At 74.2% G+C, this 15,286-nt stretch carries 12 protein-coding genes; 3 read left to right on the top strand and 9 right to left on the bottom strand.

Going from position 1 to position 15,286, the window contains the following annotated elements; translation table 11 throughout:
- Positions 1 to 107: 107 nt before the first annotated feature.
- The 8 genes from ACJ9NR_RS28460 to rimP all read right to left on the bottom strand — a co-directional run bounded on the left by ACJ9NR_RS28460 (position 108) and on the right by rimP (position 11,170).
- A complete protein-coding gene (locus ACJ9NR_RS28460) occupies positions 108 to 4,001 on the bottom strand; it encodes a trypsin-like peptidase domain-containing protein (protein WP_412492115.1) in 3,894 nt (1,297 codons plus the stop codon).
- Between the two features lie 259 nt (positions 4,002 to 4,260).
- The gene (gene truB / locus ACJ9NR_RS28455; protein ID WP_412492116.1) at positions 4,261 to 5,166 is read right to left on the bottom strand and encodes a tRNA pseudouridine(55) synthase TruB; all 906 of its coding nucleotides are present in this window, start codon (positions 5,164 to 5,166) and stop codon (positions 4,261 to 4,263) included.
- Complete coding sequence (gene rbfA / locus ACJ9NR_RS28450) at positions 5,163 to 5,609, bottom strand: 30S ribosome-binding factor RbfA (RefSeq protein WP_412492117.1); 447 nt, start codon at positions 5,607 to 5,609, stop codon at positions 5,163 to 5,165. The genes truB and rbfA overlap by 4 nt, the downstream gene beginning before the upstream one ends.
- A gap of 32 nt (positions 5,610 to 5,641) precedes the next feature.
- Entirely contained in the window at positions 5,642 to 5,935 is a 294-nt protein-coding gene (locus ACJ9NR_RS28445) for a DUF503 domain-containing protein (RefSeq protein ID WP_412492118.1), read from the bottom strand.
- A gap of 137 nt (positions 5,936 to 6,072) precedes the next feature.
- On the bottom strand, positions 6,073 to 9,129 hold the full coding sequence (infB, locus tag ACJ9NR_RS28440) for a translation initiation factor IF-2 (RefSeq protein ID WP_412492119.1): 3,057 nt from the start codon (positions 9,127 to 9,129) through the stop codon (positions 6,073 to 6,075).
- A 147-nt stretch (positions 9,130 to 9,276) separates the two neighbouring features.
- On the bottom strand, positions 9,277 to 9,555 hold the full coding sequence (locus ACJ9NR_RS28435; protein ID WP_412492120.1) for a YlxR family protein: 279 nt from the start codon (positions 9,553 to 9,555) through the stop codon (positions 9,277 to 9,279).
- 101 nt (positions 9,556 to 9,656) lie between these two features.
- Positions 9,657 to 10,655, bottom strand: coding sequence for a transcription termination factor NusA (gene nusA, locus ACJ9NR_RS28430; RefSeq protein ID WP_412492121.1), 999 nt, complete (start codon positions 10,653 to 10,655; stop codon positions 9,657 to 9,659).
- A 2-nt stretch (positions 10,656 to 10,657) separates the two neighbouring features.
- Positions 10,658 to 11,170 carry a ribosome maturation factor RimP gene (gene rimP, locus ACJ9NR_RS28425; protein WP_412492122.1) on the bottom strand — a complete coding sequence of 171 codons (513 nt, stop codon included), beginning with the start codon at positions 11,168 to 11,170 and terminating at the stop codon, positions 10,658 to 10,660.
- 304 nt (positions 11,171 to 11,474) lie between these two features.
- On the opposite strand from rimP, the gene ACJ9NR_RS28420 reads away from it, so the two are divergent.
- Genes ACJ9NR_RS28420 through ACJ9NR_RS28410 form a run of 3 tightly spaced genes read left to right on the top strand, consistent with a single transcriptional unit; the run spans position 11,475 to position 13,402 of the window.
- On the top strand, positions 11,475 to 12,011 hold the full coding sequence (locus ACJ9NR_RS28420) for a hypothetical protein (RefSeq protein ID WP_412492123.1): 537 nt from the start codon (positions 11,475 to 11,477) through the stop codon (positions 12,009 to 12,011).
- Positions 12,008 to 12,475 (top strand): ferritin-like domain-containing protein, encoded by a 468-nt coding sequence (locus tag ACJ9NR_RS28415; RefSeq protein ID WP_412492124.1) that lies wholly within the window; start codon positions 12,008 to 12,010, stop codon positions 12,473 to 12,475. The genes ACJ9NR_RS28420 and ACJ9NR_RS28415 overlap by 4 nt, the downstream gene beginning before the upstream one ends.
- Positions 12,476 to 12,502: 27 nt before the next feature.
- Positions 12,503 to 13,402, top strand: coding sequence for an aminoglycoside phosphotransferase family protein (locus ACJ9NR_RS28410; RefSeq protein ID WP_412492125.1), 900 nt, complete (start codon positions 12,503 to 12,505; stop codon positions 13,400 to 13,402).
- A gap of 115 nt (positions 13,403 to 13,517) precedes the next feature.
- Here ACJ9NR_RS28410 and ACJ9NR_RS28405 read toward each other — a convergent pair whose 3' ends face one another.
- On the bottom strand, positions 13,518 to 15,221 hold the full coding sequence (locus ACJ9NR_RS28405) for a proline--tRNA ligase (protein WP_412492126.1): 1,704 nt from the start codon (positions 15,219 to 15,221) through the stop codon (positions 13,518 to 13,520).
- Positions 15,222 to 15,286 lie beyond the last annotated feature (65 nt).

The raw sequence follows: 15,286 nt of genomic DNA, 5'->3' as shown, positions 1-15,286 counted from the left end.
CCGATGTGTGTCTTTCGACCTCTTACGCAGGTCCAAGGGTGCCATGCCGGGCGCGGACCGCCCGCATCGGCATGGTGGCTGTGACCCGGCGCACGCGGGAGGGCAGCTCAGGCGGGCACACGGACGCCGGCGAGGTTCTCGATCGTCCGGCGGGCGCTGGGGCCGACCACCGCGGCCCAGTCCTGCGGGGCGTCGGCCAGCCAGCCCGTCACGCGGGCGGCGAAGCCGGGGACGTGCCGGGCCAGGTCGACCAGGCCGCGGTCGAAACGGGCGGCGCCGTCCGGGGTGCGGACGAGGAGCAGACCGGTGCGGTGCACCAGTTCGCGCGTGTCGTCCCCGGCGCGCCGTCCCGTGGCGTGCAGCAGGGCGTCCAGGACGGCGGGGGCCTGTTCGTGCGTCAGGAGGACGTCGAGGAGTTCGCGGCGCATCGGGCGGGAGGCGGGCGCGCCGGGGGCGGCGAGGACGGCGGCGAGCGCGGCCCGCACCTCCTCCGGGCCGCCGTCGAGCAGACCGGTGACCAGGGGCAGGAGCACGGCCCGGGCCGTCGGTCCCTGGTCGAGCCGCCGGTCGACGTATGCGGCCACGTCCGCGGCGGTCTCCGGTCGTCCCCGTACCGCCTCGCGCACCAGCGCGGCGGCCCTTCGCGCGAGGGTGGGCGTGGTGATGTCGGCGAGCGTGCGCAGTACCCGCCCGGCGTCCGGCCCGCGCAGCCGCTCGCGGAAGGCGTCCAGGACCGGCTCCGGGTGGGTGGCCAGCGCGGGGACCAGCGCGCTCGGCGGGAAGCGCGGGTCGTCGGCCACGAAGTGCCGCAGCGCCCGCGGGAGATGGCGGGCACGGGTGCGGGGGTCCCGCACGAGCAGGGCCAGTGCGCCGCCGTGCAGGGGGGCGTCGGCGGGGCGGGCGAGCAGGGCGAGGGCGGCGTAGCGCAGCAGTTCGCGGTCGGCCCCGGAACGGACGTGCGGCGCGGCACACAGGCCGTACGTCACGGCCGCCACCCGCCGTGCGGGCCGCTCGTCGTGCGCCCACCGGTCGACGGCCCGGCACATGGCCGAGGGCTCGTCCTCCGCCAGTACGGCGAGCAGTTCGTCGGCCCGCCGGTGCGCGCTGTCGAGGAGCACCTCGGTCAGTCCGTCCAGGGCGAGGTGCCGGTGGGTGTGCAGCAGCGCCTGCGCCGCCTCGGCGACGGTCGCGTGCGGGGTGGCGGGGAGCGGCCGGTCGTCGTCGAACCAGTGCGTGAGCAGCGGCTGTACGCCGGCGGGGTCCGCGGCGAGGAGATGGGAAACGGCGTCCAGGAAACGGAGGCCGGGCTCCTGCGGCGGCCCGTCCGCGAGGAGGAGACGGCGCAGGAGGTCGATTCGGTCGGCCTGCGGGAGGGCCAGGGCAATCCAGAACCCGGGGCCGAAGGCAGTCAGGAGTTCGGCAGCGGGGCGCCGATCGCCTTCCTCCCGGAAAACCGACCCGGGCCCGCCGCCCTCCTCCGGGAACACGGCCCTCTGCCCGCCGACCTCCTCCGGGTAAGCCTCCGCGGGCCCATCGCTTTCCTCCCGAAGCACCGCCCCGTGCCCATCGCCCTCCTGCCGGAACACGGCCCCCGGCCCGTCGCCCTCCTCCCGGTGAGCCTCCGCGGGCCCGTCGCCGTCCTCCAGGGAGACCACTGCGGACCCGTACCGCCCGGAAGCCACCGCGAATCGGTCGTCGTCCTCCTGGGAAGCCGCTCCGAACCGGCCGCCGTTCCCCCGAAAGGCCACCCCGAACCGGCCGCCGTCCTCCTGGGAAGCCGCTCCGAACCGGCCGCCGTCCCCCCGGTAAGACGCCCCGAACCGGCCGCCGTCCCCCCAGGAAGCCACCCCATCGCGGCCACCGTCCTGCCCCCGCGCCGCCACCAGCCGGTCCACGAGCAGGCTCAGGACCGGCTCGTACGGCCTGGCGTCCGGTACGCGCAGCAAGGTCTCCGTGAGGAGGCGGGCGGGCCACCAGGACCGCGGGCCGGTGTCCAGGGCGTGCGCCAGCTCCCGCAGGCGGTCGGCGAGTCGGTGGGGGCCGTGCTGGCGGGCGAGCAGGAGCAGGGCCTGTACGACGGGGCCGATGCGGTGGTGCGGCACGGCCGGGACGGGGCCGCCGTCCGGGGCAGGGCGGTGGACCAGGGCCTCGAGGGCCTCGTCGAGGTCGAGGTGCATGCCCTGGATCCAGTCGGCGAGTTCCTCGTGGGCGAAGCGGTAGCCGCTGCCCGCGGGGACCAGGAGGCCCTCGGTGAGGACGGCGGACGCCCAGCCGGCGCCGCCGCCAAGCCGTGCGGGCGCGGGGCCCCACGGGAACAACGCCTCGAACGTCCCGCGGTCCAGCTCGCCCTGCCCGGAGCCGAGGCTGCGGCGGGCGGCCTCGTGGACCTGTCCGGCGACCTTCGCGGCGAGGCGCCGTACCGCGGTGCCGCGCAGCCCGTTCCCGGCGGCCAGCCGGACGGCGACGCGCAGGCACATCAGGTCGAGGTGGGCGGAGAAGACGTCGTCGCGGTCCACGCGCGCGTGAGGGGCGCCGGGGAGAGCGGCACCGACCTCCGAGAGCAGGCGGAGGGTGAGCGGATGGCGGGCGTCGGCGTCCTCCAGCACGCCCTCGGGGATGCCGTAGCGCGCGCGGGCCGTGCGGGCCTCGTCCGGTAGCAGGTCGCCCAGGCGCAGGCACGGCGGCAGCCCTCCGGGGGCGGGTCCCGCGTACAGCGACCCTTCCGGGAACTGCGCTCCCGCCCGCTCCCAGTACTCCGCCCGGCACGCCACCGCCAGCCGCGCCCCCGTCTCCCCCAGCCAGCTCGCCGTCCCCCGCGCCCACTGCCGCAGGTGGTGGGCAGGCGCGGGCGGCATCTCCTCGGGGCCGTCCAGCAGGAGCAGCAGCGGGCGTCCCGCGGCGCGTGCCGCGCCGGCCAGGCGCTCCGGGGTGATGTCGCCGAGGCCGCCGCCCGGCCCGGACGCCGCGACGATACGGGCGGCACGGGTCAGCGCCCGGCGGGCCGCGTCCGCGACCGAGGTGTCGTCGTCCTTCAGGTCGGCGCCGCGCAGCCACAGCGTGGGGGCCGGCGCGGCACCGCGAGCGCGGCGCGCGGCGAGCGAGGCGAGCTCCGTCGTACGGCCGCTGCCCGGAGCGCCGACGAGGCCGAGGACGGTGGCCGGGCCACCCATGAACGCGGCGAACTCCCGTGCCACGGCGTCCCGTTCGACCGGCTCGACCGCATCGCCCGCCCGGCCGGCCGGAGCGGGCCCGTCCTGCCCCACGGACGTCGCCGTCAGTGCCAGCACGCCCGCGAGGTTGAGGTCCGGCCCGTAGGCGGGGACGGTCGCGGCGTTGCGGGCGAGCAGGTCGGCCAGCGGGCCGTCCGGTGCGGGCAGGAGCGGGACGGCGAACCCGACGTCGCGGTGTCCGGAGTGCAGCGCGGTGCCGAGGACACCCACCACGGCGCCGGTCCCGGCGTCCAGCACCGGTCCCCCGGCCGCGCCTCCGCCGAGCCGCAGCGCGTCGCGGCCGTCGGTGCCGATCGCCAGTTCCAGCGCCTCCTCGAGGAGATGGAAGCGGTCCGTCGCCGCGTAGGTCACGGAGGTCGCGTGGAGCACCCGTGCCTCGCGCCAGCATCCGGCGGCCACCCGCACGTACGTGCCCGACTCGACCCGCTCCCGCGCCGTGACCGGCAGCGGGTCCACGTCCAGGCCCTCGGTGCGTACGAGGGCCAGGTCCAGGGCGGGCAGCGGGGTCACCGCGTCGGCGGTCACGAGGCAGGTGCGGTCGCCGGCGGCGTGCAGGACCAGCCGGGCGAGACCGTCGACGGCCTCGTGGCTGGTGATCACGGTGCCGTGGTGGTCCGCCACGAAGCCGGTGCCGCGGGGGCGGCCGGCCAGGTCGCGGATGCGGACCACGGCGGCGTCGGGAGCCGCGGGGTCCGCGGCACGCGCGCGTCCGCCGCGCGCGCCGTCCGCCTGCCGGTGTCCGCCCCCGGTCCGCGGGCCCCGTGCCGCCATGACCGAACCTCCCCGCCGTACACCTGTGCCCACCCTTCGACGGTAGGCGCGCGATGATCAGCGGGACAGATCGCGGGACGAACGCGCCCCCTTCCGCTCCCTCGGTTCACTCCGAGCGCCTGCCCGCACGGGTGAACAGGCGGGGGCCGTTGGATACACCCTATGGGTGGGGGAACCGAGGGGGGACCGTGGAGCGGCGGCGCGACCCCGTGATCGCCGCTCCACGGGCACACGGCCCCGGTGTCCCCCGCTGCGGGCCTCAGCCGAAGACGGCCAGGCTCTTCGCCCGGCCCTGGTGCTCCTCGACGAGCGCGAGCAGGCGCCCGTCGGGGTCGAAGACGGCGACGGGGCCGCCGCCCGCGTACATCTCCGGCATGTCGAGCCGCACGCCGTTGGTCAGCAGCCGGGCCCTGCGGGCGTCCACGTCCCAGCGCGGGAACGCGGCCGCGGCCGCCTCGGCGACCGGCAGCACGGTCAGCTCCTGCTGGAGCTGGTCCAGGGTCCGGGCGGCGTCCAGCCGGTACGGGCCGACGCGGGTGCGGCGCAGCGCGGTGAGGTGGCCCCCGACGCCCAGGGCGGCGCCCAGGTCCCGGGCCAGGGCCCGGATATAGGTACCTGAGGAGCAGACGACGGAGACCACGAGGTCCAGCACCGGGGTGCCGTCCTCGGCGACGGCCTCCCGCGTGTCGTACACCGCGAAGGAGGAGACGGTGACCGGCCGGGCCGGGATCTCGAAGTCCTCGCCCTCCCGGGCCCGCTTGTAGGAGCGCACGCCGTCGATCTTGATGGCGCTCACCTTCGACGGCACCTGCATGATGTCGCCGGTCAGTGCGGCGATCCCGGCGTCGACGGCCTCGCGGGTGACCTTCGAGGCGTCGTGCGACCCCGTGATCTCGCCCTCCGCGTCGTCCGTGACCGTCGTCTGCCCCAGCCGGATCGTGCCCAGGTACTCCTTCTCCGTCAGCGCGAGGTGACCGAGCAGCTTGGTGGCCCGCTCGACGCCGAGGACGAGCACGCCCGTCGCCATGGGGTCGAGGGTGCCGGCGTGGCCGACGCGCCGGGTGCGGGCGATGCCGCGCATCTTGGCGACCACGTCGTGCGAGGTGAAGCCCGACGGCTTGTCGACGACGACAAGCCCGTCGGGCGTCCGGTTGTGCTGGGTCATTCGGCGGCGTCGTCCTCGTCCTCGCCCGGCTTCTTGTACGGGTCGGCCTCACCGGCGTAGGCGGCGCCGGCGGAGACCTCGCGCACCTTCGCGTCGGACTGCCGCGCCTTGTCGAGGAGGTCCTCGATGGTCCGGGCGTTGTCCGGCAGGGCGTCCGCCACGAAGGTCAGCGTCGGCGTGAACTTCACGCCCGCCGCCGCGCCGACCGCGGAGCGCAGCACGCCCTTGGCGCTCTCCAGACCGGCGGCCGCGGCCTTGCGCTCCTCGTCGTCCCCGTACACCGTGTAGAAGACGGTCGCCTCCCGCAGGTCCCCGGTGACCCGGGTGTCCGTGATGGTGACGTGCGAGCCGAGCCGCGGGTCCTTGATCCCGCGCTGCAGCTTCTGGGCCACCACCTCTCGGATGAGGTCCGCCAGCCTCTTGGCACGCGCGTTGTCGGCCACTGGTCCGTCTCCTTAAGTGCTTACTTCTTGCTTCAGTCTTCGTCGCTGTGGAGCCTGCGTCGAACCGAGAGCAGTTCCACCTCGGGCCGCCCGGCGACCAGCCGCTCGCAGCGGTCCAGTACGTCGGTGAGGTGTCCCCATTCCCCCGAGACCACCGCGAGCCCGATCTCGGCCCTGCGGTGGAGGTGCTGGTGGTCCGTCTCCGCCGCGCTCACCGCGTACTTCCGCTGGAGCTCGGCCACGATCGGACGGACGACAGAGCGTTTCTCCTTGAGCGAGTGGACGTCGCCGAGGAGCAGGTCGAAGGACAGAGTCCCCACATACATGTGTGTATCCGGATGTCCCGCCGGTTCGGGGTACGGGCGCCGCTGCGGCGCCGATACCGGAACCGTACACGCAACGGCCGGGGCCGATCGACGGAAATTCGCTCCCGCCGATCGGCCCCGATCGCGTGCCGTGCCGGTCAGACGCGCGGCTTCTCCCGCATCTCGTACGTCGCGATGACGTCGTCGACCTTGATGTCGTTGAAGTTGCCGAGGTTGATACCGCCCTCGAACCCTTCGCGGATCTCGGTGACGTCGTCCTTGAAGCGACGCAGGCCCTCGATGTTGAGGTTCTCCGCGATGACCTTGCCGTCGCGGATGAGGCGCGCCTTGGTGTTGCGGCGGACCTCGCCGGAGCGGATGAGCACACCCGCGATGTTGCCCAGCTTGGACGAACGGAAGACCTCGCGGATCTCCGCCGTGCCGAGCTCGACCTCCTCGAACTCCGGCTTGAGCATGCCCTTGAGGGCCGCCTCGATCTCCTCGATCGCCTGGTAGATGACCGAGTAGTACCGGACGTCCACGCCCTCGCGCTCGGCCATCTGCGCCGCGCGGCCCGCCGCGCGGACGTTGAAGCCGATCACGATGGCGTCGGAGCCCATCGCCAGGTCGATGTCCGACTCCGTGACCGCACCGACGCCGCGGTGCAGGACGCGGATGTCGACCTCTTCGCCGACGTCCAGCTGGAGCAGCGACGACTCGAGCGCCTCGACGGAACCGGAAGCGTCACCCTTGATGATGAGGTTGAGCTGCTGGACCTCGCCGGCCTTGAGCACCTTGTCCAGGTCCTCGAGGGAGACGCGGCGCGTGCGCTTGGCGAACGCGGCGTTGCGCTCGCGGGCGGCGCGCTTCTCCGCGATCTGACGGGCCGTACGGTCCTCGTCCACCACGATGAAGTTGTCGCCCGCACCCGGGACGTTGGTCAGGCCCAGGACCTGGACCGGCGTCGACGGGCCGGCCTCGGCGACGTTGTTGCCGTTGTCGTCGAGCATGGCGCGCACCCGGCCGTAGGCGTCGCCCACGACCATCGTCTCGCCGACCCGCAGGGTGCCTCGCTGGACGAGGACCGTCGCCACGGCACCGCGGCCGCGGTCGAGACGGGACTCGATCGAGATGCCCTGCGCGTCCTGGTCCGGGTTGGCCCGCAGGTCGAGCGAGGCGTCGGCCGTGAGGATCACGGCCTCGAGCAGCGAGTCGATGTGCAGACCCTGCTTGGCGGAGATGTCGACGAACATCGTGTCGCCGCCGTACTCCTCGGCGACCAGGCCGTACTCGGTCAGCTGACCGCGCACCTTGGTCGGGTCCGCGCCCTCGACGTCGATCTTGTTGACCGCGACGACGATCGGGACCTCGGCCGCCTTGGCGTGGTTGAGCGCCTCGACCGTCTGCGGCATGACGCCGTCGTTGGCCGCGACGACCAGGATCGCGATGTCGGTCGACTTCGCACCGCGGGCACGCATGGCGGTGAACGCCTCGTGACCCGGGGTGTCGATGAAGGTGATCTTGCGCTCTTCGTTGTTGACCTCGGTCGCGACCTGGTAGGCACCGATGTGCTGGGTGATGCCGCCGGCCTCGCCCGCGATGACGTTCGTCTTGCGGATGGCGTCGAGCAGCCGGGTCTTACCGTGGTCGACGTGACCCATGACGGTCACCACCGGCGGACGGACGACCAGGTCCTCCTCGGTGCCCTCGTCCTCGCCGAACTCCAGGTCGAAGGACTCGAGAAGCTCGCGGTCCTCCTCCTCGGGGCTGACGATCTGGACCGTGTAGTTCATCTCGTCGGCGAGCAGCTGCAGCGTCTCGTCGGAGACGGACTGCGTGGCCGTGACCATCTCGCCCAGGTTCATCATGACCGCGACGAGCGACGCCGGGTTGGCGTTGATCTTCTCCGCGAAGTCGGTGAGGGAGGCACCGCGCGACAGGCGAATGGACTCGCCGTTGCCGCGGGGCAGCATCACGCCGCCGACCGACGGGGCCTGCATGGCCTCGTACTCCTGGCGCCTCTGCCGCTTCGACTTGCGGCCGCGGCGCGCGGGACCGCCGGGACGGCCGAAGGCGCCCTGCGTGCCGCCACGACCGCCCGGACCACCGGGACGACCGCCGAAGCCGGGACGGCCACCGCCGCCACCGGGACCGCCGGGACGGCCGGCGAAGCCGCCACCGCCGCCACCGGGACGGCCGGCGAAGCCGCCGCCACCGCCACCGGGACGGCCGGCGAAGCCGCCGCCGCCCGGACGACCGCCGCCACCGGGACGACCGCCGCCACCGGGACCGCGGCCACCGGGGCCACCGCCGCCGGGACGCGGGCCGGCAGCGGGCCGCTGCGGCATCATGCCGGGGTTGGGACGCGGGCCGCCGCCGGGACGGGGACCGCCGCCCTGCGGGCGGGGCATGCCACCGGGGGTCGGACGCGAGCCGCCCGGAGCCTGCGGACGGGGACCGCCCGAGGCACCCTGCGGGCGCGGGCCCTGGCCGGAGCCCTGCGGACGCGGAGCGCCGCCGGGGGCACCCGGGCCGCCGGGACGCGGGGCGCCGCCCGGACGGGGCGCCTGCGGGCGCGCCATGCCGGTGGAGCCGCCGGAGGTGAAGGGGTTGTTGCCCGGACGCGGACCGGCCGGACGGGCACCGGGACGCGGGCCCTGGCCACCCGGACGCGCGCCGCCGGAGCGCTCGCCGCCACGGCCCTGGCCGCCCTGGCCGCCGCCCGGACGGGCGCCCGGACGAGGAGCCTGGCCGCCCGGACGCGGGGCGCCGGGACGGGGGCCGGAGGCGGGTGCGGCGGGAGCCGCCGGAGGCGCCGTGAACTCGGGCGCGGTCGGAGCCGGGGACGCCGGGGCGGGCCGCGGCGCGGGCTTCGGGCCCGGGGTGGGACGGGGGCCGGGAGCAGCTGGCGCGGCGGGAGCCGCGGGCTTCTCGGCGGCGGCCGGCTTGGGGGCCGGCGGGCGCGGGGCGGCCGGGCGGGCGGCCTGCGCCGGAGAGGGGGCTGCCGGCTTCGCCGGGGCAGCCTTGCGGGCGGGGGCGGGCTTGCCGCCTCCGTTGCCCTGCTGGAGGGCGTCCGTCAGTTTGCGGACCACTGGCGCTTCGATGGTCGAAGACGCCGAACGGACGAATTCACCGAGTTCTTGGAGCTTGGCCATGACGACCTTGCTCTCCACGCCGAACTCCTTGGCGAGTTCGTATACCCGGACCTTAGCCACTTCGCTCCTTTTAGGTCCGGGTTGCGGCCGGACCGTCGCTACTTCATGGGCGTACTCATCGCGTACTCATCGAGTGCTCATCGCAATCTCGACCTACTTCCGACTCGCGAGGTACCTGGGCCGCACGGCGGTTCCGCACGACGCTTCTTACGGTGTTGCCTGCTCGACATAGAGGCGCAACGCCTGTGTGTCGAGCGTTCCCCGGACGCGCAGCGCCCGTGTGAACGCCCGGCGGCGTACCGCCAGGTCCAGACAGACCGGGGCGGGGTGCACATAGGCTCCCCGGCCGGGCAGCGTACCGCGATCATCGGGGACGCACGCGCCCTCGATCGCCACGGTCCGCAGCAGATCCTTCTTGGCCGCTCGCTGCCTGCACCCCACACAGGTGCGCTCAGGGCATGCGCGGGCACGCGTCCGGCCAGACACTGCTAAGTCTACCTCCCCCGAGCGACCTCACCCCTTTGGGGCAAGAATCGAACAGTTCCGCGCATACAACTGTCGTGATCCCAACCATCGGCGGCTCGGATCTATTCCCCGTGCCGCTCCGCGGGCTGCTCGGTGTCCGGGCGGATGTCGATCCGCCAGCCGGTGAGCCGGGCCGCGAGCCGGGCGTTCTGCCCTTCCTTGCCGATCGCGAGCGACAGCTGGTAGTCCGGGACCGTCACGCGCGCGGAGCGGGCGGCGAGATCGACGACCTCGACCTTCGAGACCCGCGCCGGGGACAGGGCGTTCGCCACCATCTCGGCCGGGTCGTCGGACCAGTCGACGATGTCGATCTTCTCGCCGTTCAGCTCGCCCATCACGTTGCGCACCCGGCCGCCCATGGGCCCGATGCAGGCGCCCTTGGCGTTCAGGCCCGAACGGGTGGAGCGGACGGCGATCTTGGTGCGGTGGCCGGCCTCGCGGGCGATCGCGGCGATCTCCACGGAGCCGTCGGCGATCTCCGGCACCTCCAGGGCGAAGAGCTTCTTCACCAGATTGGGGTGGGTGCGCGAGAGGGTGACGGACGGGCCGCGGACGCCCTTCGCCACCCGTACGACGTACGAGCGCAGCCGCATCCCGTGCGGATACGTCTCGCCCGGCACCTGCTCCTGGACCGGCAGGATGGCCTCGAGCCTGCCGATGTCCACGAGCACGTTCTTCGGGTCGCGGCCCTGCTGGACCACGCCGGTGACGATGTCGCCCTCGCGGCCGGCGTACTCACCGAGCGTCGCGTCGTCCTCGGCGTCGCGCAGCCGCTGCAGGATGACCTGTTTGGCGGTGGTGGCGGCGATACGGCCGAAGCCGGACGGGGTGTCGTCGAACTCGCGGGCCTCCTGGCCCTCTTCGAGGTCCTCGGGGTCCTCCTTCGCCCACACGGTCACATGCCCGGTCTCCCGGTTGAGCTCCACGCGCGCGTGCCGGCGGCTTCCCTCGGTGCGGTGGTAGGCGATGAGGAGGGCCGACTCGATCGCCTCGACCAGCAGGTCGAAGGAGATCTCCTTCTCCCGTACCAAGCCCCGCAGGGCACTCATGTCGATGTCCACGGCTACGCCTCCTCTTCCTTCTGGTTGGGCTTCTCGTCGTCCTTGCGACCGAACTCGACCTGCACGCGGGCCCTGTCGATGTCCGAGAAGGCGAGTCTGCGCCCGGTGGGCCTGCGGCCCTTGACCCCGGGGACCTCGAGATCGAGGCCGTCGTCGTCGGCCTTCAGGATCCTGGCCACCAGCTCTCCGCCCCCGGCCAGCTGGAACTTCACCAGGCGGCCCACGGCACGCACGTAGTGCCGGTGCTCCGTGAGGGGACGCTCCGCGCCCGGGGTGCCGACCTCGAGCGTGTACTCGCCCGCGCCCATCGCGTCCGTCTCGTCGAGCCTCGCCGAGAGCGCGCGGCTCACATCGGCGATCTGGTCCAGGTCCGCCCCGGTGCCGGAGTCGACGACGACGCGCAGCACACGCTTGCGTCCGACGGAGTCCACTGCGATCTCTTCGAGATCCAGGCCCTGGGCGGTGACGAGCGGTTCCAGGAGCTCTCGCAGCCTCTCGCTCTGGGTGGTGCTCATCCGGGTGACTCCTCGGCCGCGTGTGCTGTTGTGGGAAGGTCGCGTGTCTGGTCAAAGCGTATCCGGTCGCGAGGTGTGTTGTGTCCTGCCACCGCCTCCGGCGGCGGGATCGGGCGTCCATGGGCACGGAACCGGTCGCCCGCCTCCGGCTGCGGGCCGCCCACGGCCGGTCGCGCGGTTCGCCGCGCTCCTGGGGGCGGGCGGTGGAGCCGGTGATATGAGGTGGGCCACTTCGCGGGTAACGTGATCACGGCGGGCGGGTTCCCGCCCATGTGTTCGTACGCACCCCCCGAGGACGTCAGCCGTGTCGTACCCCCCACCCCCGCGGACCCCCTCGGGGCCGCGCAGGAGATCTCTGTTCGCTTCGGCCGCCGGTGCCGCCCTGCTGACGGGCTGTACCGACGGGGCCCGGAAGGCCGAGGAGAGCGCCTCGGGGAGTCAGTCGGTGACGCGCAGGGCGCGGGCGCGGGCGGCGCGGGACAGCGCGGGGATGGTCGGGCGCTACGACGCCGTGATCGCCGCGCATCCGCAGGTGGCCGCGCGGCTGGGGCCGCTGCGGGCGGAGGTCGTGCGGCACGCGGAGGCGTTCGGGGGGACGGGCGCGCAGGGGGGCTCGGCGTCACCGTCGGCGTCGGCCTCACCATCCGCGTCCGGGGCGGTCTCCACCACGCCGGCGAGCGAGAAGGACGCGCTGGCCGAGCTGGCCGCCGCCGAGCGGGCCCTGTCCGACCGGCGCGTGGCCGCGCTCCCGGACGTGCCGGGCGAGCTGGCCCGGCTGCTGGCCTCGGTGGCGGCGGCCGGCGCGGCGCACGCGTATCTGCTGACGGAGGGTGCCCGATGAGCGGCGGGACGGACCAGAAGGAGCTGAAGGCACTGCAGGCGGCGCTGGCCGCCGAGCACGCGGCCGTCTACGGCTACGGCGTCGTCGGCGGGCGGATCCGCGAGGCTCGGCGGGCCGAGGCGCGGTCGGCCTACGACGCGCACCGGGCCCGGCGGGACGCGCTGACCCGCAGGATCCGGGACCTGGGCGGCACCCCGGTGGCCGCGGCGCCCGGGTACGCGCTGCCGTTCCCGGTGCCGGACTCGGCCGCGGCCGTACGGTTCGCCGCGCAGCTGGAGGAACGGATCGCCGGGGTGTACTCCGACCTCGTGCGGGCGGCCCGGGGCGGACAGCGGCGTTCGGCCGCCGAGGCGCTGCGGGAGGCGGCGGTGCGGGCGGTGCGCTGGAGCGGCGAGAGCGTAGCCTTCCCTGGGCTCGCCGAGCGGGCGGCCACGGCCCCGCCCCCGTCGGCACCCACGGCGTAACGCGTACTGGAAGGGAACGACTCGCGTATGGCTTTCGAACCGCCGCAGCGTCTGGTCAGGGCGCTCGGCGAGACGGCACCCGACGGCGACGACTGGCTGGAGAAGCTGCCCGAAGCGGCGCAGCAGGCCGTCGCGCTACGCGAGTTGACCGTGGAGCGGGTGCAGGTGCCCGGCGGGCGCAGCAGCCTGGTGGTGCTGGTGCACGGGCCGGACGGCGCTCCCGCGGTGCTCAAGCTGGCGCCGCCCCGGGCGCGGCCGGAGAGCGAGCGGGCCGCTCTCGCGCACTGGGGCGGTGTGGGCGCCGTACAGCTCCTTGAGCCCTTCACCGTGGCGGGTGTGCTGTTGCTGGAGCGGCTGCACCCGGAGGTGTCGGTGCGGTCGCTGCCGGAGGCGAAGGCCCTGCTGGAGGCCGCGGGCACGCTGCGGCGGCTGTGGGTGGAGCCCCCCGCCGGGCACCCCTTCGAGACGGTCACCGAACGGACCGGGCGGCAGGCCGACGCGATGCGGAGCGCCGCGGCAGATGTCGGCGACGTGGCGGCGCTGGTCGACGCGGCGGTGGCCGCGCGCGAGTCGTTGCTGGCGGCTCCGCCCGAGTACCGGCTGCTGCACGGGACGTTCCGGCAGAGCAAGGTGCTGGCCGGTGAGCGGATGCCCTGGCTGGCGGTCGGGCCCGATCCGGTCGTCGGTGAGTGCGCCTTCGACCTGGCGCGGCTGGTGCGCGACCGGGTGGAGGACCTGATCGCCTCGCCGTCGGGGGCGTCGACCACCCGGCGCAGGGTGAAGCGGCTCGCGGAATCGCTGGACGTGGACCAGGAGCGGCTGCGGGGGTGGACGCTGTTCCGGGCCGTGGAGTCCGGTGTGCGGGCGCTCCGGGTGGGGCGCTCGAAGGACGCGGAGCTGTTGCTGGAGTTCGCCGGCTGGCTCTAGGACGACGCGACGCGCCCGGGCCGCGGCGCCGTCATGAGCGTTCCCCTCCCGCCGGGGCGCGCCGAAGCGTCCCCGGCGGGAGGGGAGCGGTCCCCCGGTCTTCCCGGGGGGCCGCTCAGGCGGTCAGGCGGGCGATCGCCTCGTCCACCGTCAGCTCCTCGCGCTCACCGCTCCTGCGGTCCTTCAGCTCCAGCACCCCGTCGGCGGCGCGGCGGCCGGCGACCAGGATCTTCGGTACGCCGATCAGCTCGGAGTCGGTGAACTTCACGCCCGGGGAGACCCCGGCGCGGTCGTCGACCAGCACGCGCAGGCCGGCCGCCCGCAGCTTCTCGGAGACCTCCAGGGCCAACTCGGTCTGCAGGGCCTTGCCCGCGGCCACCACGTGCACGTCGGCCGGGGCGACCTCGGCCGGCCAGCACAGGCCCTGCTCGTCGGCGCTCTGCTCGGCGAGGGCCGCGACCGCGCGGGAGACGCCGATGCCGTAGGAGCCCATCGTGACGCGGACGGGCTTGCCGTTCTGGCCGAGGACGTCGAGCTTGAGGGCGTCGGCGTACTTGCGGCCGAGCTGGAAGATGTGGCCGATCTCGATGGCGCGGTCCAGCTTGAGGCCGGTGCCGCACTTCGGGCAGGGGTCGCCGTCCTGGACGACCACGACGTCGACGTACTCCCCGACCTCGAAGTCACGGCCGGCGAGGACGTTCCTGGCGTGGACGCCCGGCTTGTTGGCACCGGTGGTCCAGGCGGTGCCCGGCGCCACGCGCGGGTCGGCGATGTACTTCACCTTCTCGCCCAATCCCTGCGGGCCGACGTAGCCGCGGACCAGGTCCGGGCGGCCCGCGAAGTCCGCCTCGGTGACCATCTCGACGAGCGCCGGGGCGAAGTGCGCCTCGACCTTGCCCAGGTCGACCTCGCGGTCGCCCGGCACGCCGATGGCGACGATCTCGCCGTCGACCTTCACCAGGAGGTTCTTCAGCGTGGCGGAGGCCGGGACGCCGAGGAAGGCGGCGAGCGTCTCGATGGTCGGGGTGTCCGGGGTGTCGAGCTCCTCGACGGCCGGCACGCCGGAGCCGTCCACCGGCCTCAGCTCGTACGTGATCGCCTCGGTGTTGGCCGCGAAGTCGCAGTTCGGGCAGTCCGCGAAGGTGTCCTCGCCGGCCTCGGCCGGGGCGAGGAACTCCTCCGACTTGGAGCCGCCCATGGCGCCCGCGGTCGCGGCGCAGATGCGGTAGTCGAGGCCGAGGCGCTCGAAGATCCGCTGGTACGCCTCGCGGTGCAGGGCGTAGGACCGGGCCAGGCCCTCGTCCTCGGTGTCGAAGGAGTAGGAGTCCTTCATCAGGAACTCGCGGCCGCGCAGGATGCCGGCCCGCGGACGGGCCTCGTCGCGGTACTTGTGCTGGATCTGGTAGAGGATGACCGGCAGGTCCTTGTAGGAGGACGCCTGGTCCTTCACCAGCAGGGTGAAGATCTCCTCGTGGGTCGGGCCGAGGAGGTAGTCGCCGCCCTTGCGGTCCTTCAGGCGGAACAGCTCGGCGCCGTACTCCTCCCAGCGGCCGGTCGCCTCGTACGGCTCCCTGGGCAGCAGGGCGGGCAGCAGCACCTCCTGGGCGCCGATCGCGTCCATCTCCTCGCGGACGATCCGCTCGATGTTGCCGAGGACCTTCCTGCCGAGCGGCAGCCAGCTCCAGATGCCGGCCGCGGTGCGGCGCACGTAACCGGCCCGGACGAGCAGCTTGTGGCTGAGGACCTCGGCGTCCGCCGGGTCGTCACGCAGCGTCTTGGCCATCAACTGGGACATCCGCTGGACCGGTGCGTTCGCCATGGTTCTCGTACTCCTGCTGCTGGGGGTTCCCCCGCTCGAGCGAGGCCGGGAGCGGGGGAAGGTGA

This window comes from Streptomyces sediminimaris, assembly GCF_047049295.1.
Lineage (GTDB): Bacteria > Actinomycetota > Actinomycetes > Streptomycetales > Streptomycetaceae > Streptomyces > Streptomyces sediminimaris.
The sequence above is the reverse complement of the archived record's forward strand: the minus strand, read 5'-3'. Positions and strand labels throughout refer to the sequence as shown.